Annotated in this window: 20 protein-coding genes; 3 read left to right on the forward strand and 17 right to left on the reverse strand. The window is 38.9% G+C overall.

Annotated features, from left to right (window positions below; all coding sequences use genetic code 11):
* Window positions 1–23: 23 nt before the first annotated feature.
* The 12 genes from rlmD to gatC form a co-directional block, all read right to left on the reverse strand.
* Window positions 24–1,400: a 23S rRNA (uracil(1939)-C(5))-methyltransferase RlmD gene (gene rlmD, locus BTHG_RS17350; RefSeq protein WP_010678007.1), complete on the reverse strand. Its 1,377-nt coding sequence runs from the start codon at window positions 1,398–1,400 to the stop codon at window positions 24–26.
* A gap of 140 nt (window positions 1,401–1,540) precedes the next feature.
* Complete coding sequence (locus tag BTHG_RS17355) at window positions 1,541–2,443, reverse strand: diacylglycerol kinase (protein WP_010678008.1); 903 nt, start codon at window positions 2,441–2,443, stop codon at window positions 1,541–1,543.
* Window positions 2,444–2,660: 217 nt separating this feature from the next.
* Entirely contained in the window at window positions 2,661–3,614 is a 954-nt protein-coding gene (locus BTHG_RS17360) for a hypothetical protein (protein WP_010678009.1), read from the reverse strand.
* Window positions 3,611–4,711 (reverse strand): hypothetical protein, encoded by a 1,101-nt coding sequence (locus BTHG_RS17365; protein ID WP_010678010.1) that lies wholly within the window; start codon window positions 4,709–4,711, stop codon window positions 3,611–3,613. The genes BTHG_RS17360 and BTHG_RS17365 overlap by 4 nt, the downstream gene beginning before the upstream one ends.
* Window positions 4,708–5,151 (reverse strand): anti-sigma factor family protein, encoded by a 444-nt coding sequence (locus BTHG_RS17370; protein ID WP_010678011.1) that lies wholly within the window; start codon window positions 5,149–5,151, stop codon window positions 4,708–4,710. Before BTHG_RS17370 ends, BTHG_RS17365 begins: the two co-directional genes overlap by 4 nt.
* Window positions 5,148–5,693 (reverse strand): sigma-70 family RNA polymerase sigma factor, encoded by a 546-nt coding sequence (locus tag BTHG_RS17375; RefSeq protein ID WP_010678012.1) that lies wholly within the window; start codon window positions 5,691–5,693, stop codon window positions 5,148–5,150. The genes BTHG_RS17370 and BTHG_RS17375 overlap by 4 nt, the downstream gene beginning before the upstream one ends.
* Window positions 5,694–6,008: 315 nt before the next feature.
* Window positions 6,009–6,269: a DUF3949 domain-containing protein gene (locus tag BTHG_RS17380; protein ID WP_026021874.1), complete on the reverse strand. Its 261-nt coding sequence runs from the start codon at window positions 6,267–6,269 to the stop codon at window positions 6,009–6,011.
* 85 nt (window positions 6,270–6,354) lie between these two features.
* On the reverse strand, window positions 6,355–7,110 hold the full coding sequence (locus tag BTHG_RS17385; protein WP_010678014.1) for a class I SAM-dependent methyltransferase: 756 nt from the start codon (window positions 7,108–7,110) through the stop codon (window positions 6,355–6,357).
* A gap of 104 nt (window positions 7,111–7,214) precedes the next feature.
* The gene (locus tag BTHG_RS17390) at window positions 7,215–7,775 is read right to left on the reverse strand and encodes a GNAT family N-acetyltransferase (RefSeq protein ID WP_010678015.1); all 561 of its coding nucleotides are present in this window, start codon (window positions 7,773–7,775) and stop codon (window positions 7,215–7,217) included.
* A 112-nt stretch (window positions 7,776–7,887) separates the two neighbouring features.
* Window positions 7,888–9,318 (reverse strand): Asp-tRNA(Asn)/Glu-tRNA(Gln) amidotransferase subunit GatB, encoded by a 1,431-nt coding sequence (gene gatB, locus BTHG_RS17395; RefSeq protein ID WP_010678016.1) that lies wholly within the window; start codon window positions 9,316–9,318, stop codon window positions 7,888–7,890.
* Between the two features lie 15 nt (window positions 9,319–9,333).
* Window positions 9,334–10,791, reverse strand: coding sequence for an Asp-tRNA(Asn)/Glu-tRNA(Gln) amidotransferase subunit GatA (gene gatA, locus BTHG_RS17400; protein WP_010678017.1), 1,458 nt, complete (start codon window positions 10,789–10,791; stop codon window positions 9,334–9,336).
* A gap of 14 nt (window positions 10,792–10,805) precedes the next feature.
* On the reverse strand, window positions 10,806–11,096 hold the full coding sequence (gene gatC / locus BTHG_RS17405; protein WP_010678018.1) for an Asp-tRNA(Asn)/Glu-tRNA(Gln) amidotransferase subunit GatC: 291 nt from the start codon (window positions 11,094–11,096) through the stop codon (window positions 10,806–10,808).
* Between the two features lie 198 nt (window positions 11,097–11,294).
* Here gatC and BTHG_RS17410 point away from each other — a divergent pair, with 198 nt between their 5' ends.
* Entirely contained in the window at window positions 11,295–11,612 is a 318-nt protein-coding gene (locus BTHG_RS17410) for a thioredoxin family protein (protein WP_010678019.1), read from the forward strand.
* 48 nt (window positions 11,613–11,660) lie between these two features.
* Here BTHG_RS17410 and putP read toward each other — a convergent pair whose 3' ends face one another.
* Window positions 11,661–13,175 carry a sodium/proline symporter PutP gene (gene putP / locus BTHG_RS17415; protein WP_010678020.1) on the reverse strand — a complete coding sequence of 505 codons (1,515 nt, stop codon included), beginning with the start codon at window positions 13,173–13,175 and terminating at the stop codon, window positions 11,661–11,663.
* A gap of 463 nt (window positions 13,176–13,638) precedes the next feature.
* Here putP and BTHG_RS17425 point away from each other — a divergent pair, with 463 nt between their 5' ends.
* Together BTHG_RS17425 and BTHG_RS26890 are read left to right on the forward strand one after the other, a co-directional pair.
* A complete protein-coding gene (locus tag BTHG_RS17425) occupies window positions 13,639–13,941 on the forward strand; it encodes an iron-sulfur cluster assembly accessory protein (protein WP_010678021.1) in 303 nt (100 codons plus the stop codon).
* 193 nt (window positions 13,942–14,134) lie between these two features.
* Entirely contained in the window at window positions 14,135–14,287 is a 153-nt protein-coding gene (locus tag BTHG_RS26890) for a hypothetical protein (RefSeq protein WP_157256232.1), read from the forward strand.
* A gap of 95 nt (window positions 14,288–14,382) precedes the next feature.
* Here the strand turns inward: BTHG_RS26890 and pruA are convergent, their stop codons facing one another.
* The 4 genes from pruA to pcrA all read right to left on the reverse strand — a co-directional run bounded on the left by pruA (window position 14,383) and on the right by pcrA (window position 21,724).
* Window positions 14,383–15,930 carry an L-glutamate gamma-semialdehyde dehydrogenase gene (gene pruA, locus BTHG_RS17435; RefSeq protein WP_010678022.1) on the reverse strand — a complete coding sequence of 516 codons (1,548 nt, stop codon included), beginning with the start codon at window positions 15,928–15,930 and terminating at the stop codon, window positions 14,383–14,385.
* 320 nt (window positions 15,931–16,250) lie between these two features.
* Entirely contained in the window at window positions 16,251–17,459 is a 1,209-nt protein-coding gene (locus BTHG_RS17440; RefSeq protein WP_010678023.1) for a CamS family sex pheromone protein, read from the reverse strand.
* A 14-nt stretch (window positions 17,460–17,473) separates the two neighbouring features.
* The gene (gene ligA, locus BTHG_RS17445; RefSeq protein ID WP_010678024.1) at window positions 17,474–19,480 is read right to left on the reverse strand and encodes an NAD-dependent DNA ligase LigA; all 2,007 of its coding nucleotides are present in this window, start codon (window positions 19,478–19,480) and stop codon (window positions 17,474–17,476) included.
* Window positions 19,481–19,495: 15 nt separating this feature from the next.
* On the reverse strand, window positions 19,496–21,724 hold the full coding sequence (gene pcrA / locus BTHG_RS17450; protein WP_010678025.1) for a DNA helicase PcrA: 2,229 nt from the start codon (window positions 21,722–21,724) through the stop codon (window positions 19,496–19,498).
* Window positions 21,725–21,785: the final 61 nt, after the last annotated feature.

The raw sequence follows: 21,785 nt of genomic DNA on the forward strand, positions 1-21,785 counted from the left end.
ATTCCCGATTACATTCCTATATCTTATGATTTTAAAACCAACTTCGCAACAGCTTCACAGTGAACAGTGTGTGGGAACATATCCACTGGCTGTACTTCAAGTGTATTATAGCCACCATCTTCTAGCACCCTTAAGTCTCTCGCTAATGTTGCCGGATTACAAGAAACATACACGACTTTCTTCGGCTTCATTTGTAAAATGGTTTGTAACAGTGCCTCATCACAGCCTTTACGAGGAGGATCAACTACAATCACATCTGCCTTAACTCCGTCCTTATACCAATTAGGGATTACAACCTCGGCTTCCCCAACCGCAAACTCGGTATTATTAATATGATTTAAAGTGGCGTTTCGCTTCGCGTCCTCGATGGCCTCAGGCACAATTTCAACACCGTACACTTTTTTCGCCTTTTGTGCTAAAAATAACGAAATAGTACCGATTCCACAATACGCATCAATAACCGTCTCTTCACCAGTCAACTCCGCATATTCTAAAGCTTTATCATACAAGACCTTGGTTTGCTCGGGGTTAACCTGATAAAAAGATCTGGCTGAAATTGCAAATCGAATATCACCAATATTGTCATAAATATATTCTTCTCCCCAAAGGACAATTGTTTCGTTTCCAAAAATTACATTCGTCTGTTTCGGGTTGATGTTTTGCACAATCGATTTTACACCAGGTAGCTTTTCAATAATATCTGAGATGATTTTATCTTTATGTGGAAGCTCCTTTGTTCTTGTAATAAGGACAATCATCATTTCGCCTGAGACTTGGCCGTAGCGTGCCATGATATGTCGAAGAGTACCTTTATTGCTTTTTTCGTTATAGGCTTGAATTCCATATTTCTCACAGATTGATTTTACTGTTTGCACAACCAAATCATTCTTCTCTTGCTGAATGAGACAAGCTTCCATATCAATGATTTCATGGCTACGCTGCTGGTAAAAGCCCGCAACAAGACCCCCTTCACGATCAGCTACTGGTACCTGTGCCTTATTCCGGTAGCGCCATGGATTTTCCATTCCTAGAGCAGGATGTACGTGGATATTTTGCAGCTTCCCAATTCGAGTTAAAACTTCCTGGACCTGTTTTCGTTTTGCTACCAATTGACCTTCATAACTAAGGTGCTGGAGCTGACAGCCCCCGCATTCTTTATAAATCGGACACGGAGCATCCACTCGATATTTACTTTCTTCATAAAGTTCAATAAGCCGTCCATAGGCGTAGCTTTTTTGGACCTTCGTAATTTTTATTTTGGCTTTCTCATCAGGTAAGCCATTTGCTACAAAAATCGGAAATCCTTCGATTTTTGCTACACCCGCCCCATCGTGTGTAAGGTCCACGAATGTGACATCATAATATGTATTTTTTTCAACTGGCGGTTTCAGTTTGGTCATTGTATTTTCTTCCTTTACGTTCGAAATGCTGAACTGATTGTAACATATTGGAGGTGTGTTGTGCCAATGGGGTTATCCTGAAGCTTGCTTAAAAAAATACTCAAAAAACAAAAAAATCTGGCCTTCGCCAGACTTTTTTCTTACATCTTATCCGCTTTTTCCTTTGCTACCAACACATTAATATGCTGATATAAGTTGACAAACTCACCAGGCAGTAAACCACCATATTCCCCATCAAGATTGATTTGCATTTTTTCAGTGGGATTCACCTTGATGCGATTAGCTTTTGTGTAGAGAACATGAGGATCATTGATATGCTCTCCACGTATTGCCAACGTCGCCACCTTAATAAAATCAGCTAGGTTTGCCTTTTTTAAAATTAACAAGTCAAACAATCCATCATTGAGCGATGAATCGGGTGCTAGTTTTTCAAAGCCACCGACAGAATTAGTTAAGGAGACGAGGAATAACATGATTTCCCCTTCAAAAAGCTTTCCGTCATACTCAATACTAACCTCAGTTGGACGAATGGATGGTAGCATCTCCATGCCTTTTAAATAATACGCAAGCTGCCCAAGCATTGTCTTTAGCTTGCTTGGTACCTCGTATGTTAACTCAGTTAACCTTCCACCGCCAGCAATATTAATAAAATATCTATCATTTACTCGGCCTATATCAATCGGAACAGAAATTCCATCGACAATTACATCACAGGCACCGTCAATATTTCGTGGTACACCGATAGCACGCGCAAAATCGTTTGTTGTTCCAACAGGTATAATCCCGAGAGTCGGGCGGTATTCCTGTTCAGCTAAACCGTTGACGACCTCATTAATGGTTCCATCGCCACCTGCCGCAATCACAAGATCATATTTCCTTTCAACCGCGATTCGTGCAGCATTTGTCGCGTCTCCCGCTCCAGTTGTTGCATGACATGAGGTTTCATAGCCTGCTCTTTCTAACTTCTCTAGGACCTCCGGCAGATGTCTTTTAAACAATTCTCTCCCAGAAGTTGGGTTATATATTATACGAGCTCTTTTCATTTTCATCATCCTAAAAAAAGATAATCAATCGTCTATTTTACATCATAGCTTATCCAATTCATTTAATCAATTTTGGTACTAGTAAAAAAAACCAATTCACTCACACTTATTTACTATAGCATCGATATTTAAAAAACACTATTATATTGCCCACCTTCTCTGAAACCTTGTATCCTCAAAAATGCGCTTGGCCAAAACCAATGCGCACATTCCATCCTTACATTTTTTCAACTAGATTGACAGTAACGAGTTCACTATTAAAAATGGATAGTTTATAGGTACCTTCCCCTAGCTTTTTTGTTCCCTTATATAAATTTTCAGTAGTACTTTCTTCATACACTTCATCAATACCGCCTCGTTTTGTTGTATCAATTTTATCCCAGGCAATGTTGCCATTCTCTAGCTCATTATTAGAAACAGCAGACAACAGAATGTTACTCTTTTCGCTCACATGAACAGAGACATTTGATGCCCCGTCGACAATCCAATTATTTTCAAGTGAGCCAGGATAGAGGGCAACTTGATTATGCTGACCACGAACCTCTAATTGAATTGAGCTTGGAACAATGATCGTCGGTTCCATCGTTATGTATGTAGAAAATGGTCCTGCTTGATCAGCAGGTTCTTTCAATGTCAGGTACATTGTGTCACCCACAACCTTCATAAACACATAATCCTTTGCTTCTGAAATTATTGGGTCGGCCTTTGGATGAACCGTAGCACGATATACGCCAAATAGATGCAATTCATTTGCATTGGTGCCCTCAATTTTACATGTTACACCATTTGTTTCAAGAACGACACGTTTGATGTCTCCTGTTAATTTTTCTTCTACTACCGGAAGGTCCATGGAACGATGCTCTGCCCCAATCACACCTTGAACCTCATCGACAAGCCCTACAGATGACAACAAGGTAAACCCTATCCCAATTGTCCCAATGACTCCTACAAAAATGATACTTAAAAAATCATATTTTACAATCGGATTTTCCTGTTTTGATAAAAAGAGATAAACGACAATCTCAATTCCTAAAACAATCAAAATGATCGGCCACCACACAAGCAGTGGCTCCATCATTTGCATTCCTTTTATCTGTGATATGAAAAGAAGAACACCGAGTAAAATAAGGGACAATCCCATCGAAACTGAACCAACACGCCATTTTCTCATTTTGCATCATTCTCCTTCCGTTTTTTACTTCCTACCATTAACTTCAAGCCACCACCAATTAACAAAATGCAGATGATAGTTCCTTGGAAGTATGTGTAGTAGAAGTATTGAATATCGAAATTAAACACTCTTGAAACCATTGGACCAACCGTTGGTAGAACAACATTCACCATTAAATAGTAAAGTCCTAACGTAATTAAACCAATTCCAACCCATTTTTGGTGATTTACAATATAAGAAACAACCGGTACGTCCTCAAGCTCCTCTTCACCATGCTTTGACACCTTCTGAAGGGCATCGAAAAAGCTGTAAAACCAAATGATTGGGATTAAAAAGAGAAACAGTGACAAGCGAAGCACATCTAAAATATAAATCGCGAATAAAAACGCAGCCATTAACTGGATACCACGTTTTTGCAAGCCAAGATACAAATGGCCTGCACCTGGAAAAATTGCTAAAACGGTTGCTAAAGTCTTACTTTTACGCCCCTGCTCACGTCTTGTTTCTTCGAAGTCCTCAATAATGGTTTTATCCTCTATCTTTTCCCCACGCAGTTTCTTGCCTACCAATTGAACCGCATCAAACATGTTGTACACCCAAATAATCGGTAAAATTCCCAGAAACACCATGAAAGCTCCTTGATTCGTAAATGCTGAAATAAATACTACCATCGTTCCTAACCCAAAAAATCCGATTAAAAACGTCAATCCACGGTTAATTAAACCCAATTGAAAATGCCCTAGACCCGGAATAAACGATAGAATAATTGTAAAGAAACGGTCTGAATCGTCCGTTCGAACTGATAAGACCTGCCCTTCTTCTGTTTGGATTACGTGCTGATTTTGATTATGCTTGTTATTTCGCAACAGGAAGATAATCATATCCAATACATTAATTACCACTACAAAAAATGCAAAGATAAATCCAATAAAAAGTGGATCATCATACCCTACCATAAATGTCCCGAAGATTCCTATTAAAACAGGTCCAACCGCCCCAATTCCATATAAGAAACCTCTTACTTTTCGATTTACATAAAAATGTCCTACCCCTGGTATGAACGATAGAAAAAATGCTAGTACTGGATTAAAACTCATTTTTCTCCCTCCTCTTGAATGTTTTCAATTATGTCAAACAACGATAATGCTTTTTCCATCAAATTATTTGAGACTGATTGTTTTTGCTCTGAAAAACTAGACGCCTCCACCGTACCGACAATACCCGTTATACTTTGGAAGACTCCAGTCGACATGAGAGTTAATGTCACAACAGCAGCAACCCCATAATGGAAAATCGGACTTTGTAAAATTGACTTCCTTTGTTTTTTCACTTTTATAGGAAGTTTGGCAAATACCTCGTCTGTAAAGCTATCTTTTTCAATATCGGGCAACTCTACAGATTGAGCCTCCAGTAATTCCATATAGACTTCCAAACATTGATCACAGGAAAACAGGTGATTTTCAAGTTCTTCCCGCTTTGATTTTGCCAATTCATCTTGAATGTACATTAACCACTCTTCAGTACTGAAATGTCTCAACTAAAATCACTCTCCTTCCAATGTTTCTTCATCCAATTTCGGGCTCGGTAAAGCTTTGTTTCAACTGTTTTTACTTCAACCTGTTGTTCCTGTGCTATTTGCTTATAGGTTTTTTCCGCTATATAATACGCTTCAATTACCTCACGATAATTCGCTGGCATGTCGTGTAGCCTGCTTTTGACTAATTCTCTTTGTTCTTTTCGTAAAAGTGGGATGACGATATTTTCCTCGGACGAAGAGAGTGTTGGGAGATCATCAGCCTCAACAATCATTTCTTGATGCCGCTGTTTCTTCCGTTTCACATCGATAGCATGGTTCACAGCGATTCGTGTCATCCAAGTCTTTATGCCCTGTGAACTATATTGGGGGAGGGCGTAATAGATTTTTAAAAACACTTCCTGCGAAGCATCCTCGGCATCCTTTTCATGTCGTAAAACCGAATAAATTGCCTTGAATACTAGATTCTTATATTTTTCAACGAATAAGCGAAAGGCATGCTCATCACCCGCTTTTGCCTTTTCAACCAGCAACTCATCCTTCAATCGCACTCCCCCCTTTCTCTCTGTCTACCATAATAGACGAATTTACACCTACTGTACCCTACACTTTTTATAAAAAAATTAAAAAGTATTTGATCGTGGTAATTGGGATACCACCAAACCGTAAAACGATACATGATATACCGAATACGAGATAATCGGTATACCGCCAATCCGCAAAACGATACATGATATACCGCTGACGCCGGATTCGGGATATCACCAGAACGTAAAACGATACACGATATACCACAAACCCAGGATTCGCGATATTTAAGCATGAAAAAAAGACCTTCATTTAGAAGATCTCGGCACCCATTATTTATTTCGATGACGTATTTTATAGATTAAAGTTGCAATTAATGTGGATGGTAAATTTAAGAGACTTCCTTGAAGATTGAATTGTAATTGTTGTTCTTCAAAGGACATCTTTTCGTACATTTCGTTATGCGTTTTCTTCGACTTTTTTATTTCTTCCTTCGTTGCGACTATATTTCTGTATTGGATGGGAATCATGATTACAATATATAGAAGGAGAACGCCACCGATTACATAAAAAATAAAACTATCTTCCATCATTGCTTCCCTCCCGGATGAGTAAACCTTATATTTAGATTACGATTAAATCCCCAAAATGTTTCAAATACGCACGAAAAAATATCTCTCAATTTTTGATAACTCTTGTTGCATAAAATGTCGGGATATTAAAATCATGAAGTTTACCTGTACCATTTGTATCTTGATAAATATCAGTAAGGATGAATCCCGCTTGTAATTGTCCCCCAATTTGTTCCTCAATGGTATGTGAAAATTGGATTCCCCAATCATTCTTTATTGAGTCCTCATATTGTTGCTTATCCTTCAATGGATTAAATGGTAGTTTATAGGTTACCGTTGTTTCTTCATCATTAAAGATATAGTTAATACCATTATCCAATCCTGATAACAAGATTCCTCCTTTTTTCAACACCCTGTAACATTCTTTCCAAACAGGAATAACATCCTCAACATAACAATTTGATACAGGGTGGAAAATCAAGTCAAAGGATTCATCCTTGAATGGCAATGGTTTTGTCATGTCTGCTCTAATAGTCTTAATCTCGTAATTTTCTCTTTTTGCCACTTCTTTTTCACTTAACAATTGCTTCTCCGAATAATCCAATACCGTACACCTTGCACCTAACGCGGAAAAAATCGGCATCTGCTGTCCGCCACCTGAAGCTAATCCTAGTATTTCTGCATTTTTAAATTCACCAAACCATTCCTTTGGTACTGGTTTGGTAGGTGTTAATAGTACAGACCACTCTTTATTTTTAGCATTTTCAAAAACTTCGTGACTAATCGGTTTCCCCCATTCCCAGCCATCCTCAACCCACTTATCAATCGTTTTCGAATTGATTTCTGTATATTTTTTCTCCAAATTAACCTCTCCTTAACTGAATCCCAGTTTTATTACACCCACACGCTCAGCTACAACCTCAAGATTATTTATATATATATTGAATACGCTCTCAAACTGATATACTAAACTATCTTTGCATATATGCAAGTATTCCTTAATTCATTCGTTTCAGGTGATAAGTCATCGTTTTTTAATACACCTTCCAAAGCAAACCCTAATCTTTCTGGTATTGCTCTACTTTTACTATTTTTTTCATCACACCTAATTTCAACTCTCTTCGCATTCAGCTCGTGAAAAGCAAAATCCGCAATTCCTTTAACCGCTTCTGTCATATACCCTTTTCCACTAAAACGACTATCAATCCAGTATCCTATTTCAAACTTAGGGACAGCCCAATCGATTCTATGTAATCCAGAAGAAGCAATGAATTGCCCTGTTTCCTTTAAAAATACTAGTAATCTTAAATCCTCTCTTTTTAAAAAGGAAATATGTGATTCCCTAATATTCATTTCAACATCTTGTTCAGACTGCTCTTTTTGAGCAAACGGCAACCATGGTTTAAGCTCAATTATAGAAGCCGTAATGGCATCATATACAACTTTACCATCTCCTGGTTTAGGCATTCGAATGACTAATCTTTCAGTCGTAAACTCTTCTGGAAACTCTATCAGCATTGGGTTCATGCTTCCCTCTCCTTCCAATATTCACCTTTTTTCACATCATACGTTTATTACCCATTAAAATCAATCATAAATTAAAAAAAGAGACCCACTCTTCAGTAGGTCCCGATAACAATTAAAGCTTATTCATTTCTTCAGCAAGGATTTTGTTTACCATTTGTGGGTTGGCTTGTCCTTTTGTTTGTTTCATCACTTGGCCGACTAAGAAGCCAATTGCTTTTCCTTTTCCGTTCTTAAAATCTTCTACTGATTGAGGGTTATTACCAATAACTTCAACGATAATCTTGGTTAAGGCACCTTCATCCGAAATTTGAACAAGTCCTTTTTCCTTCACGATGGTTTCCGCATCTCCGCCTTTTTCAATTAACTCTTTAAAGACAGTTTTAGCGATTTTAGAGGAAATCGTTCCGTTCTCGATTAGCTTGATCATGCCAGCAAGTCCTTCTGGCGTTAAGGCAATTTCATGTAATTCCTTCTGCTCAGCATTTAGGAAACCTGAAACTTCACCCATGATCCAGTTTGAAGCCTGCTTTGCATCTGCTCCATTTCCTACCGTTTCTTCAAAGAAATCAGATGTTTCTTTTGTCACCGTAAGAACAGATGCATCATATTCAGGAAGACCTAATTCTTCGATATATCGCTTTTTACGAGCGTCAGGGAGTTCAGGTATTTCTGCACGAACTCTTTCCATCCACTCATTATCAATATACAGTTCGACTAAGTCTGGTTCTGGGAAGTAACGGTAGTCGTCTGATCCTTCTTTCACACGCATTAAAATAGTTGATTTGGAAGATTCATCATAACGACGTGTTTCTTGTTCAATCACGCCACCTGCAGATAAAACCTCTGCTTGACGAATCTCTTCGTATTCAAGACCATTTTTCACAAAGGCAAATGAGTTTAAGTTTTTAAGCTCCGTTTTTGTTCCAAATTCTTTTTGTCCAACTGGACGTAAAGAGATATTGGCATCACAACGAAGTGAGCCCTCCTCCATTTTACAGTCAGACACACCTGTATACTGGATAATTGATTTTAATTTTTCCAAGTAGGCATATGCTTCTTCAGGTGTACGAATATCAGGCTCTGATACGATTTCAATCAATGGCGTTCCTTGACGGTTCAAGTCAACCAATGAATAGCCTCGACCCGAGTGAGTAAGTTTACCCGCATCCTCCTCTAGGTGAAGACGAGTAATCCCAATCTTTTTCTTTTCACCGTTTACTTCAATTTCAATCCAGCCATGCTCACCAATTGGCTTATCAAATTGAGAGATTTGGTACGCCTTCGGATTATCCGGATAAAAATAATTTTTACGGTCAAACTTTGTCTCCTGGTTAATCTCACAGTTTAACGCCATGGCAGCCTTCATTGCCCATTCAACCGCCTTTTTATTTACAACCGGAAGTACACCTGGGTATCCTAATTCAACGACACTTGTTAATGTATTTGGAGCAGCCCCGAATTCATTCGGTGCGCTTGAAAATATTTTAGAGTCAGTTTTAAGTTCAACGTGAACCTCTAACCCGATAACTGTTTCAAACTTCATTTTTATTTTCCCCCCTTACAATTGTGGTTTTTGTTTATGATGCTCGGTTGCTTTTTCAAACGCATCTGCAACACGGTAAATTGTGCTTTCATCAAAATGCTTACCAATGATTTGGAGTCCTAGTGGTAATCCATTTGAAAAACCGCAAGGAACTGATATTCCCGGTACACCTGCAAGATTCACTGGGATAGTGAGAATATCATTCACATACATTGTAAGTGGATCATCCATGTTCTCACCAATTTTAAATGCTGGTGTTGGTGTAGTAGGTCCCATGATGACATCGTACTTTTCAAATACATCTTCAAAGTCTTTCTTAATTAATGTACGAACTTTTTGTGCCTTTTTATAATAAGCATCATAATATCCTGAACTTAGTGCGAAGGTTCCGAGCATAATACGACGTTTCACCTCGTCACCAAAGCCCTCGCTTCTCGTCTGCTTGTACATTTCAATAAGGTTTTCGGCATTGTCTGTGCGGTATCCATAACGAACTCCGTCAAAGCGTGCAAGGTTCGCAGATGCCTCAGATGAAGATAATAAATAATACGTAGCTAAAGCGTATTTTGAATGCGGAAGTGAAACCTCTTCCCATGTCGCGCCAAGTCCTTCAAAAACCTTAAGAGCATCAAGAACAGATTGACGTACTTCTTCTGTTACACCCTCACCAAGGTATTCTTTTGGTACAGCAATTTTTAGACCCTTCACATCGCCAGTTAAGGCAGAAACATAGTTGGGTACATCTACATTTGCAGAAGTTGCATCCATTGGGTCAACACCTGAAATCGCCTGTAAAAGGAAAGCATTGTCCTCTACTGTGCGAGTAACAGGTCCGATTTGGTCTAATGAAGATGCAAAAGCGATTAAACCAAAACGGGAAACTCTTCCGTATGTAGGCTTTAATCCAACAACACCACAAAACGCTGCAGGTTGGCGAATCGAACCACCTGTATCCGAACCTAGTGAGAACAATACTTCTCCTGCTGCAACCGCTGCTGCAGAGCCTCCACTAGAACCTCCAGGAACTCGTTCAAGGTCCCATGGATTTTTCGTTACTTGAAAGCTTGAGTTTTCATTCGATGAACCCATTGCAAATTCATCCATGTTCAGCTTACCAACCGTAACCGTTTGAGCCTTCCCTAGCTTTTGGACAACTGTAGCATCATAGATAGGATCAAAGTTTTCTAAAATTTTACTTGCAGCCGTTGTGCGAAGACCTTTTGTTACGATATTGTCTTTAACACCAATCGGCATTCCAAATAATAGACCTAAATCATTATTGTTTCCAAGTGCTTCATCAAGCTGTTTTGCATAATCTCTTGCACTTTCTTCATTTAATGTTAAAAAGGCTTGTACCTTATCATCAACCTCATTGATTCTCTTAAATGATTCCTCAACAAGGTCCGATACTGAAATTTCTTTTTTATGTAAAAGCGAATGTAATTCTGAAATTTTGTGATCAAAAAGTGACACTTTTTCTCCCCCCTTTATTCAATGATGGATGGAACACGGAATTGACCATCCTTTGCATCTGGTGCATTTTTCAATACTTCTTCAACTGGTAATCCCTCTTTTGCGATATCTTCACGCATAACATTTTTCACGGATAGAACATGTGAAGTTGGCTCCACACTTTCTGTATCTAATTCATTTAATTGCTCTGCAAATGAAATAATTGCATCTAACTGTTGTTGGAACATCTTTGCTTCGTCCTCAGTCACAGCTAAACGTGCTAAATTAGCAACATGTTTTACTTCTTCAATCGAAATCCTCGACATTTTCCTTCACCTCCACCGTACATACAATATACTGATAATATCAAAAATTACTCTGTTTCGGCAACAATTCTTCCCCTTCATTCTTCCCGAATTCAACAAGAGCCAACGCGAATAAACTAGTTGGGCAGATTATTTTTCTTTTAGACCACTAATTTGTTATAGTAGGGTTAATAAATCACAGGATGTGGAGGGATAGAAGTGGAAAGGATTACTTCTGTTGAACAATTTAATGAAATAATTAACTCTGATGGTGCAATTGTTAAATTTGATACTACATGGTGCCCTGATTGCCGTCGACTTGAAGCATTCATTGGGGAGGTTCTTGAAACTCACAATCGTGTACCTTGGTATAGCATGGATAAGGACGAGTTCCCAGAAATCGCAGAAAAATATGATGTAATGGGAATCCCAAGTCTCCTTTATTATAAAGGTGGAGAAAAGCTTGGCCACTTACACAGTGCAAATGCGAAAACCCCAGAACAAGTCAACGAATACCTTGAAGGATTAGGAATCTAAATATAAAGAAGACCGTTACTGCACTTTTGCAATAATGGTCTTTTATTTTTATGCTTTTTTCAGCTTTTCTTTTACTGTTTCAAATTCATCCTGTATTTCTTGGGATGGTGCCTTTGTTAGTAAGCTGACTACAATTATTGAAATCAGGGCAAGTAGGAAACCTGGAACAATTTCATACAAGCTAAATGGAATGATAGCTTCTTTTATGACCTCTCCTGCCTCATTCAATTTAGGTGTAGATAAAATACTCCAGACAACAACTGTAACTGCTCCTACGATCATTCCGGCTAACGCTCCCCAACGATTCATCCGTTTCCAGAACAGGGAGAGAATGATAACAGGACCAAATGCAGCTCCAAACCCTGCCCAAGCATACCCCACAAGATCTAATATTTTACTATCACGATCATAACCTAGCAAAATAGCAATTACTGCTATGACAAGAACTGCAATTCTACCAACCCACATTTCTTCCTTTGGACCAGCATTCTTTTTAAAGATTGCTTTATAGAAATCCTGGGTTAATGCACTTGAAGAAACCAGTAATTGAGAATCGACGGTACTCATGATGGCTGCAAGTATCGCTGCTAATAAGAACCCAGCCACCCATGGGTTAAATAATACTTGTGAAAATACAATGAATACTGTCTCTGCGTTACTTAATGGAGCATCCGCAAAATAGGCAATGCCTGTAAAACCGATAAAAATAGCTCCAAATAAAGACAACACCATCCATGTCATTCCAATAAAACGAGCTTTAGGAATTTCTTTTGTTGACTTAATACCCATAAATCGAACAATAATATGAGGCTGACCAAAATAACCTAGGCCCCATGCTAACAGTGAAATAATTCCTAATGAAGTAGCTCCTGACATGACATCTAAATAGCCTGGATCAATTGCCCCGATTTTATTAACTGTCTCACCCCAGCCACCTAATTCATAAATGGTAACAATCGGAATAAGGATTAATGCTAGGAACATCAGGATTCCTTGAACAAAGTCGGTCCAACTTGCAGCTAGGAACCCCCCAAAGAATGTATAGGAAAGTATGACGGCAGCTCCAACCCAAAGAGCAAGTTCATAGTCCATCTTAAATGAGCTTTCTAAAAGAATCGCTCCACCAACAAGACTCGCAGAAGTATAGAAGGTAAAAAATACCAAGATAACAACCGCGGAGATAACACGAAGAAGCTTTGATCCATCACGGAATCGATTTTCAAAATAATCTGGTACCGTAATCGAATCTTTTGAAACCTCAGTATATACACGAAATGGCTTCGCGATAAATTGCCAGTTTAGATAAGCACCAATTGACAAGCCGACTGCAAGCCAAATTTCACCCATTCCTCCAGCATACAATGCCCCAGGTAATCCAAGCATAAGCCAACTACTCATATCAGACGATCCAGCACTTAATGCAGCAACTCCTGCACCAAGCCTTCTCCCCCCAAGGACATAGTCTGATAGATTTTTCGTCATTCTTGCAGCTAGAATGCCAATTAAAAGCATCCCTATAAGATAAATGATTATTGCTGTTAACGTTTGTACGTTAATATCCATGTTTAGACATCCTCTCCTTTGTCAGTAAATAATGTGATAGCTGATAGTACAATTAACGCAAGCATTGGCACGAACAACCAAAACCATGTAGCTCCTGTTAAACTATATTCCACACTTTCACCCCCTCAAAAAACATTACTATCCTATCCCTATGCAGTTGTATACAATTTCATGATAATTCCTATTTTTCGATAATAACTGCTTGGTATAGAAAACACCAATTAATCGTAACATAAGTTGTTTTTCAGAACAGGGTGAATCTTCAGAAACAATATACCTAATGCATAAATATACAATCTTTTTGTTTAAATTTGCATTATAAATCTTATAATCTAATATCTATTCATGAAAACGAATAAAATTAAGTTGAACTTTTTTCTAAAATAAGCTATATATTTGTTTTTTTTCAGAAATACTGAGAAAATAAGTTGTATAAATTTTTTATGGAAATGGGAGAAATAACATGAACGTAAAAATTAATCGTAATGCCGCAAAGGTAATGAAGAAAATGCTCGAAAGTGAAGAATCAGAAGGCAAAATGCTTCGTGTAATTATCACGGAACATCATGGCAACCATGCACACTACGCCCTTCAATTTGATAACCCAACAGAGTATGACGAAATTGTAAAAACGGATAAAGACGTCGAAGTCCTCCTTGATACAAGAGATGCGGAATATTTAGATGGCGTTTGGATTCAATTTTTCTACGTTCCAGAAGAGCAATTTGTCATCACAAACCCGAACAAAGGTCATCACCACCATTAATAAGCGTGGAGCATTTTCCACGCTTTTTTATATGTCATCATTTCAACTTCATTGCTTTTTCTATTTCTTGTAAAGAATCTGTATGATTACTGTAAATCATGTCTTTTGGCTTTTTTTCTGTTGTATATTGTTACTAGATTGGCAGCTTGGTCAGCCAATCAATAAATAGATTATCTGGAGGTAATGAGAACCAATGAAAAAGAACTTATTGTTTAAAATTGGAGCTTCCCTACTTGCCATTTTCTTAATGACAGCATGCAGCAGTGAAGATACTGACCAACAGCCAGATACTGAAGAAACAGATCAAACAGAAACAGAGGATGGGACAGAAGAGGATTCAGAATAGCTTCTAAGTAAATTCTAAAAAGTTACCTACACAATATGATTATCAAATGAAACGCCCTCTCTTCGATAAGAGTGGGCGTTTCATTCTTACAATTCTTATAACATTTCAGATATGGTTTTCGCTTGCATGTGAAGAATGAGGTAGTCTGGTCCTCCTGCTTTTGAGTCTGTACCGGACATATTGAACCCACCAAATGGTTGATAACCAACAATCGCACCTGTACATCCACGGTTAAAGTATAGATTACCTACATGGAAGTCTTCTTTTGCCTTTTCAATATTCGCACGATTGTTTGAGATAACGGCACCGGTTAAGCCATACTCTGTATTGTTTGCAATGTCAATTGCGTGGTCAAAGTCGCGTGCCTTACAGAACGCCACAACAGGGCCGAAGATCTCTTCTTTCATGATGCGTGCATCTTCTGCCACATCAGCTAAGATTGTAGGTTGGATGAACCATCCCTTAGAATCGTCACCTTCCCCACCGTGAAGTAGTTTTCCTTCTTTCTTCCCAATCTCTACATAACTCATAATCTTGTCATAGGCCCCTTGATCATTTACTGGTCCCATATATGTTGATTTTTGAGTAGGGTCACCAACTGTTAATTCTTTTGTCAATTCAACAGCACGGTTTAAAACCTCATCATATACATCCTCAACAATAACTGCTCTTGAACACGCTGAACATTTTTGTCCAGAAAAACCAAATGCAGAAGCAACGATTGATTTAGCCGCTAATTCCAAATCAGCTTCTTTATCAACAACAATCGTATCTTTACCGCCCATTTCAGCAATCACACGTTTTAACCAGATTTGACCCTCATTCAATTTGGAAGCGCGTTCATAAATTCGCAAACCTACATCACGTGAACCTGTAAAACTGATGAAGCGTGTTTTTGCGTGATCAACTAAGTAGTCACCTACCTCGGAGCCACTTCCTGGGATATAGTTTACAACCCCAGCAGGTAGACCCGCTTCTTCGAGAACCTCCATGAATTTTGCAGCAATAACCGGAGTTGTGCTAGCTGGCTTAAGTAATACGGTATTACCAGAAACCAATGCAGCAGTTGTCATGCCCGCCATAATGGCAAACGCGAAGTTCCAAGGTGAAATTACAACCCCAACCCCTAATGGGATGTAAGTAAAACGATTATGCTCAATTGGACGACTTTCTACCGGAATTCCGTCCTTTATTTTTAACATTTGACGACCATAGTACTCCATAAAATCAATTGCCTCTGCAGTATCTGCATCCGCTTCATTCCATGGTTTGCCCGCTTCTTTTACTAGAAGTGCAGAAAACTCATGCTTACGTCGGCGAACAATTGCTGCCGATTTAAACAGTATATCAGCCCGCATTTCTGGGCTTGATTTCCTCCAAGTTTGAAATGTTTGATCCGCAACCAGCATTGCCTTTTCAGCTAATTCACGGTTTGCTTTTGAAACACGCCCTACTACTTCTTCTTTATTTGCAGGGTTAACAGAGACGATTTTATCTTCGGTTGAAACGCGTTTACCACCTATGATGAGGTCGTAATCATTGCCTAAATAAGATTCTACAGTCTTGAGACCAGCCTCAAACGCTTTCTTATTTTCCTCAATTGAAAAATCCGTAAATGGTTCATGTGTGTAAGGTACTACCAATCTACTTCGCCTCCCTTTGTAGTTTACCAAATGCGCCTCGGCGTATTTGCGCCCAGATTTTTTCGAGTTAGCTCGAAAAATTTCCTTTGAAAATCCTGTGGCATCGCCGGAGGCTTTAATTTTATTCAGCAGGAATAGGGACTTCTGCTGAACAAAATTAAACTCAACAATACCATTCTACTAAAATAAAGCGCTTTCGTGAACCCGTAAAACTTATATCACAATATTCTATCTTTTATGAAATTCGACAAAATGAATCGATGACTTGTGACGATTCAAAAAAACAAGACCCAACCCAGTGGTTAGATCTTGTTTTTCGGTTAATTATACACATGTACAATTGGTTCAGTTTTACCAGCATCCCTTACGATGACACTTTCTGCTCCACTTTGAGATTCAATGTATACTTGAAGTGAAATATAGTTATCGAAATGCTCCATAATCAGACCAGTTACGTATTGTGTAAAACCTATTACCTCTGCTTTACCATAAAACTGCATTGGTATTGTAAGTGTTAGCTCCTGTAATTCATCATTCTTATAAAAGCCTTTTCCGACAACGGCAGTAAAGTTCGGGAAGAAATCAGCTATGGCATCAGAAAAGTTTTGTACCATTAACGAATCCTCACGGTAATCACTTTTTGCTTCGTTTGATGGGAAGAAATAATACTTCTCTTTAATTGTTTCCCATTTTCCGATTTTGGAAGAATTAGCGTCCACTTTTGCTTTCGTAAAAAAGTTGCCTGGTGCAACTGAGCTAACTGCCTCTTGTCTAAATAAGGCAACAATAATCGGCACATCACGAATACTCTCATATTCCTTGTCTGTTCGAATTCGATTAATGATTTCCTCAGCCGCCTTTTTGCCTTCACTTTCAATTTCAGCATTAGGAATCTCTACATCTCTAGGATAACCACCCATTTTTGCAGGTAGATTGTAATAGTGATGGGAGTTCATGCCGATTCCAATGACAATTCCCCCTACCTCTAATTTGTCCTCATTATTTTTAATTAGATAATTCTGCTCTGTAATCGCAGCCACATAAATCGGACTCTTCTTCATTGCCGCTTCATACCCAGGATCTTCTTCCGATGTATCAAAAACTGGATTTAAGCCCTCATTGGGCAGGCCGTTTTTTGCTTTTTTTGCCTTTTCATAAGCCTGTTGCTGGGCTGGAGATCTTTTACGTTTCAGCCAGTCTTGGATTGTATCTTTCTCTAAATACTGACCTTCCTGAAAGAAGTATTTATCAGATGGGAATTCATCCTGTGCAATTCGCATCAATCCCGTCTCAAATTCATCGATATCCAAACGATTGTTAATATAAGCGGAGACAATGCCCCGTGCTTTTCCTGTTTTATATGGAATTACTGCTTTATAATAGGAATCTGAAATATTATATCTAGGAATAATCGCTTTCTCCGCTTTCTTATCTGAGTCTTGAACTACCTCTGTCTCTTGTTCAAATTTTGGGGCACACCCAGATAAAAGAAGCAAAACCGCCAAACCTAGAATGTATAGGTTTCTCAATTTACGAACACCTCTTACTTCCTTAGTTCTTGTACCAGTCTTTCCTCATCCCAAATCTCAATTTGTAAATCTTGGGCTTTTGTAAGCTTTGAGCCTGCTGCTTCCCCTGCGATAAGCAAATCTGTGCTTTTACTTACACTTCCCGTAACTTTTCCTCCAAGGGCCTCAATGTCCGCTTTCGCTTCATTTCTAGTTAATTGCTCAAGTTTACCTGTAAGAACAATTGTCTTTCCAGCAAAATAAGAATCACTATCTTCTACAGAAACAAGTTTTGGCCCCTTGTATTCCATATTAATACCGTATTCGCGCAATTCATTTATAAGGTCATGAACCTCTGAAAGCTCAAAATAGGTAACGACTGCATCGGCCATTTTTTCACCAATTTCATTGATTGCCGTGAGTTCTTCCCTTGTAGCATCCTGCAATTTTTCCATTGTTTCAAAATGCTGTGCCAAAGTCTTTGCTGCCTTCGCACCAACATGTCGAATACCCAGGCCAAATAACAGTTTTTCTAAAGAGTTTGATTTTGATCTTTCAATAGCAGAAAGTAAGTTATCTGCCGACTTTTCACCCATGCGCTCAAGGTTAATTAATTGTTCTTTTGTTAACGTGTAGATATCTGCGACATCAGAAATCAGTTCTTCATCAAATAATTGTGAAATTACCTTTTCTCCAAGACCATCAATATTCATCGCATTTCTAGAAACAAAATGAATCAATCCTTCCCTAATTTGGGCAGGACATTTCGGGTTAATACAACGTAAAGCAACTTCTCCATCTAATCGAACTAACTCACTATCACATTCCGGACAATGTGTCGGCATAAAAAACTCCGACTCCTCGCCAGTCCTTTTTTCAACAAGAACATTCACAACCTCAGGAATAATATCTCCTGCTTTTTTCACAACAACAGAATCTCCAATTCGAATATCCTTTTCACGAATTAAATCCTCATTATGAAGGGATGCACGCTGTACTGTTGTCCCCGCAACTCGTACAGGTTCAAGGATAGCCGTTGGGGTAATTACCCCGGTTCTTCCAACACTTAACTCGATATCAAGTAGCTTGGTAACAACCTCTTCTGCCGGAAATTTATAGGCAATCGCCCAACGTGGACTTTTTGCTGTGAACCCAAGCTCATCTTGCTGGTCAAATGAATCTACCTTAATGACAATCCCATCAATATCATACGCTAGAGATGGCCGTTTTTCAGTCCATTCAGTGATGTATTCAAGAACTTCCTCGATTGTCTCACATTTTCTGCGTTCTGGGTTTGTTTTAAAGCCTACTTCATCTAGCATATTAAGACCTTCACTATGTGAATCAACACCTAAATTTGTGGTGTCCGCAATGGCATATAAAAAGATATCAAGATTACGACTTGCTGCGATTTTCGGGTCAAGCTGACGCAATGAACCCGCTGCTGCATTTCTTGGATTCGCAAATGGTTCTTCTTCGTTTTCGAGACGAGCCGAATTTAGCTTCTCAAATGATTTTCTCGGCATAAATGCTTCTCCCCGCACCTCAATATCAAGTGCCCTCTTTAAACGAAGAGGAATGGAACGAATCGTCTTTAAGTTAACCGTAATATCTTCCCCAATTGTCCCATCACCGCGGGTAGAACCTTGTACAAAACGCCCTTGTTCATAGTGTAGAGACACAGCAAGACCATCAATCTTTAGCTCACACACATACGAAATAGAATCCCCAACTGCTTGACGGGCACGACGGTCAAAATCACGTAAATCTTGTTCATTGAAAGCATTACCTAGACTTAGCATTGGAATTTGATGCTCTACCTTACGAAAGGAATCGAGAACCTGCCCGCCGACACGTACTGTTGGCGAGTCCTCCGTTTTTAATTCCGGGAACTCATCCTCAAGTTGAATCAATTCACGCATTAATCGATCATATTCCGCATCTGGTACAGAGGGCTTATCCAACACATGGTATTCATAATTGTATTGGTTTAAAAGTTCATGAAGCTCGTGAACTCTTTCTTGCGCTGCCATTTTTTCCATCCATCCAACCCTCTCTTAATTTGATTTAGTGATCGGAGCAAATTTTGCAAGTAATCGTTTGATTCCAGTGGGACTTGGGAATGCAATGTCCAATTCCTTCGATTCCCCTTCACCTTTCACACTTACAACCGTTCCCGTTCCCCATTTCTTATGCTCTGCCTTGTCGCCAACCTTCCAGCCGATGTCGTCCCCACCGGTTGATTGAACAACAGGTCTAGTAAAGACTTTTCGTTCTGGTTGTCTTGAAGGTGTTGACGATGAAGAAAACGGGGTTCGCATATGCTGTCTACGTTGATCACCTAAGTCTTCAAGAAGATTCTCTGGAATTTCAGCAATAAATCTCGAAACTGGATTCATTGAAGTACGTCCATATAGAGTTCGCATTTGTGCATTCGATAAATATAGCTCTTCTTCAGCTCGCGTAATCCCAACATAAGCTAGGCGTCGTTCTTCCTCCATCTCAGCCTCTTCCATAAGTGAACGACTGTGCGGGAAGACCCCTTCTTCCATTCCCATCAAAAATACAACTGGGAACTCAAGTCCTTTTGCAGAGTGCAGGGTCATTAGAACAACTGCATTATTTTTATCGTTTTCATCCTCGTCTAACTTATCAATGTCTGCAACCAGTGCTAAATCTGTCAAAAAGGCTACAAGACTTTTATCATCGTTTGCCTTCTCAAAGTTTTGCGTAACAGATAAAAATTCCTCGATGTTCTCGATTCGGCTTTGAGATTCAAGTGTTTTTTCAGCCTTTAGCACCTCTAGATAACCTGTCTTCTCCAATACGTTTTCAACCAATTCAGTGACAGATAAATAATCTTGCATCTGTCCCCAATTATTGATTAAATCCCTGAATTCACGTAATGAGTTTGTGATCTTTGCGCTTAAACCTATTTGTTCAACCTCCTGCAATGCTTGGAACATTGAAAGGTCCTGTGCAATCGCATAGTTCGCGATTTTATCAATCGAGGTTGCCCCAATTCCACGTTTCGGTACATTGATAATTCTTGTTAAGCTAATATCATCATCTGGATTTGAAATTACACGTAAATACGCCAGGAGATCCTTAATTTCTTTTCGATCATAGAACTTAATTCCGCCGACGATTTGATAATTAATATTAGATTTAAGTAAAACTTCCTCCATTACACGAGATTGTGCATTGGTACGATATAAAATCGCAATTTCTTTAAACGTACGTTCTCCACCATTTACAAGTTCTCTTATTTTCCCAGCGACAAATTGCGCTTCCCCAGACTCACTATCTGCCCGATAGTAAAAAATCTTTTTCCCTTCATCATTTTCCGTCCAAAGGTTTTTCGGTTTACGATTCATGTTGTTTTGGATTACTTCATTTGCCGCCTGCAAAATTGTCTTTGTTGAACGATAGTTTTGTTCAAGAAGAATTACTTTTGCGTTTTTATAGTCTTTTTCAAAGGAAAGGATATTCGCAATATCCGCTCCACGCCAACGATAGATTGACTGGTCTGAATCACCCACAACACATAAATTTCTGAAACGTGAAGCAAGAAGTTTTACAAGAAGATATTGTGCACGGTTTGTATCTTGGTACTCATCCACGTGAATATACTGGAATTTACGTTGATAGAATTCCAATACTTCAGGCACTCTTTGAAACAGATGGATTGTAGTCATGATGAGGTCATCAAAATCAAGTGCCTGGTTTTTTCGTAGTCTTTTTTGGTACAACTTATAGACATCACTTACAATTTGCTCATACATGCCACCTGCTGTCTTCTCATAATCTTCAGGTGTTTGCAATTCATTTTTTGCACTGCTGATCGTTCCTAGTATCGACCGTGGATCGAATTTTTTAGGATCAATATTTTTCTCTTTTAAAATATTTTTAATAACCGAAAGCTGGTCGGTTGTGTCCAAAATTGAAAAATTTCGGCTAAACCCAATGCGGTCGATATCTCTTCGTAAAATTCGAACACACATGGAGTGAAAGGTTGAAATCCAAATATCTTCGGCAGCTCCTCCAAGAATTGCTTGAACACGCTCTTTCATTTCCCGAGCTGCTTTGTTTGTAAAGGTAATCGCTAAAATACTCCATGGTGCTACTTCCTTTTCCACCATTAAATAAGCAATACGGTGTGTCAGAACCCGAGTCTTTCCACTACCCGCTCCTGCCATAATTAATAGTGGTCCATCTGTTGCTTTCACCGCTTCTTGTTGTTGTTCGTTTAGTCCCGATAACAATTTGTTGCTGATAAATTGCAATTTTTTCACCGTCCCATTTCAGTATCAAACGTGTGTTCTATTTTACCAGATTTCTTTGTGA

The sequence above is a fragment of the Bacillus timonensis genome, assembly GCF_000285535.1.
Classification (GTDB): domain Bacteria; phylum Bacillota; class Bacilli; order Bacillales; family Bacillaceae_L; genus Ferdinandcohnia; species Ferdinandcohnia timonensis.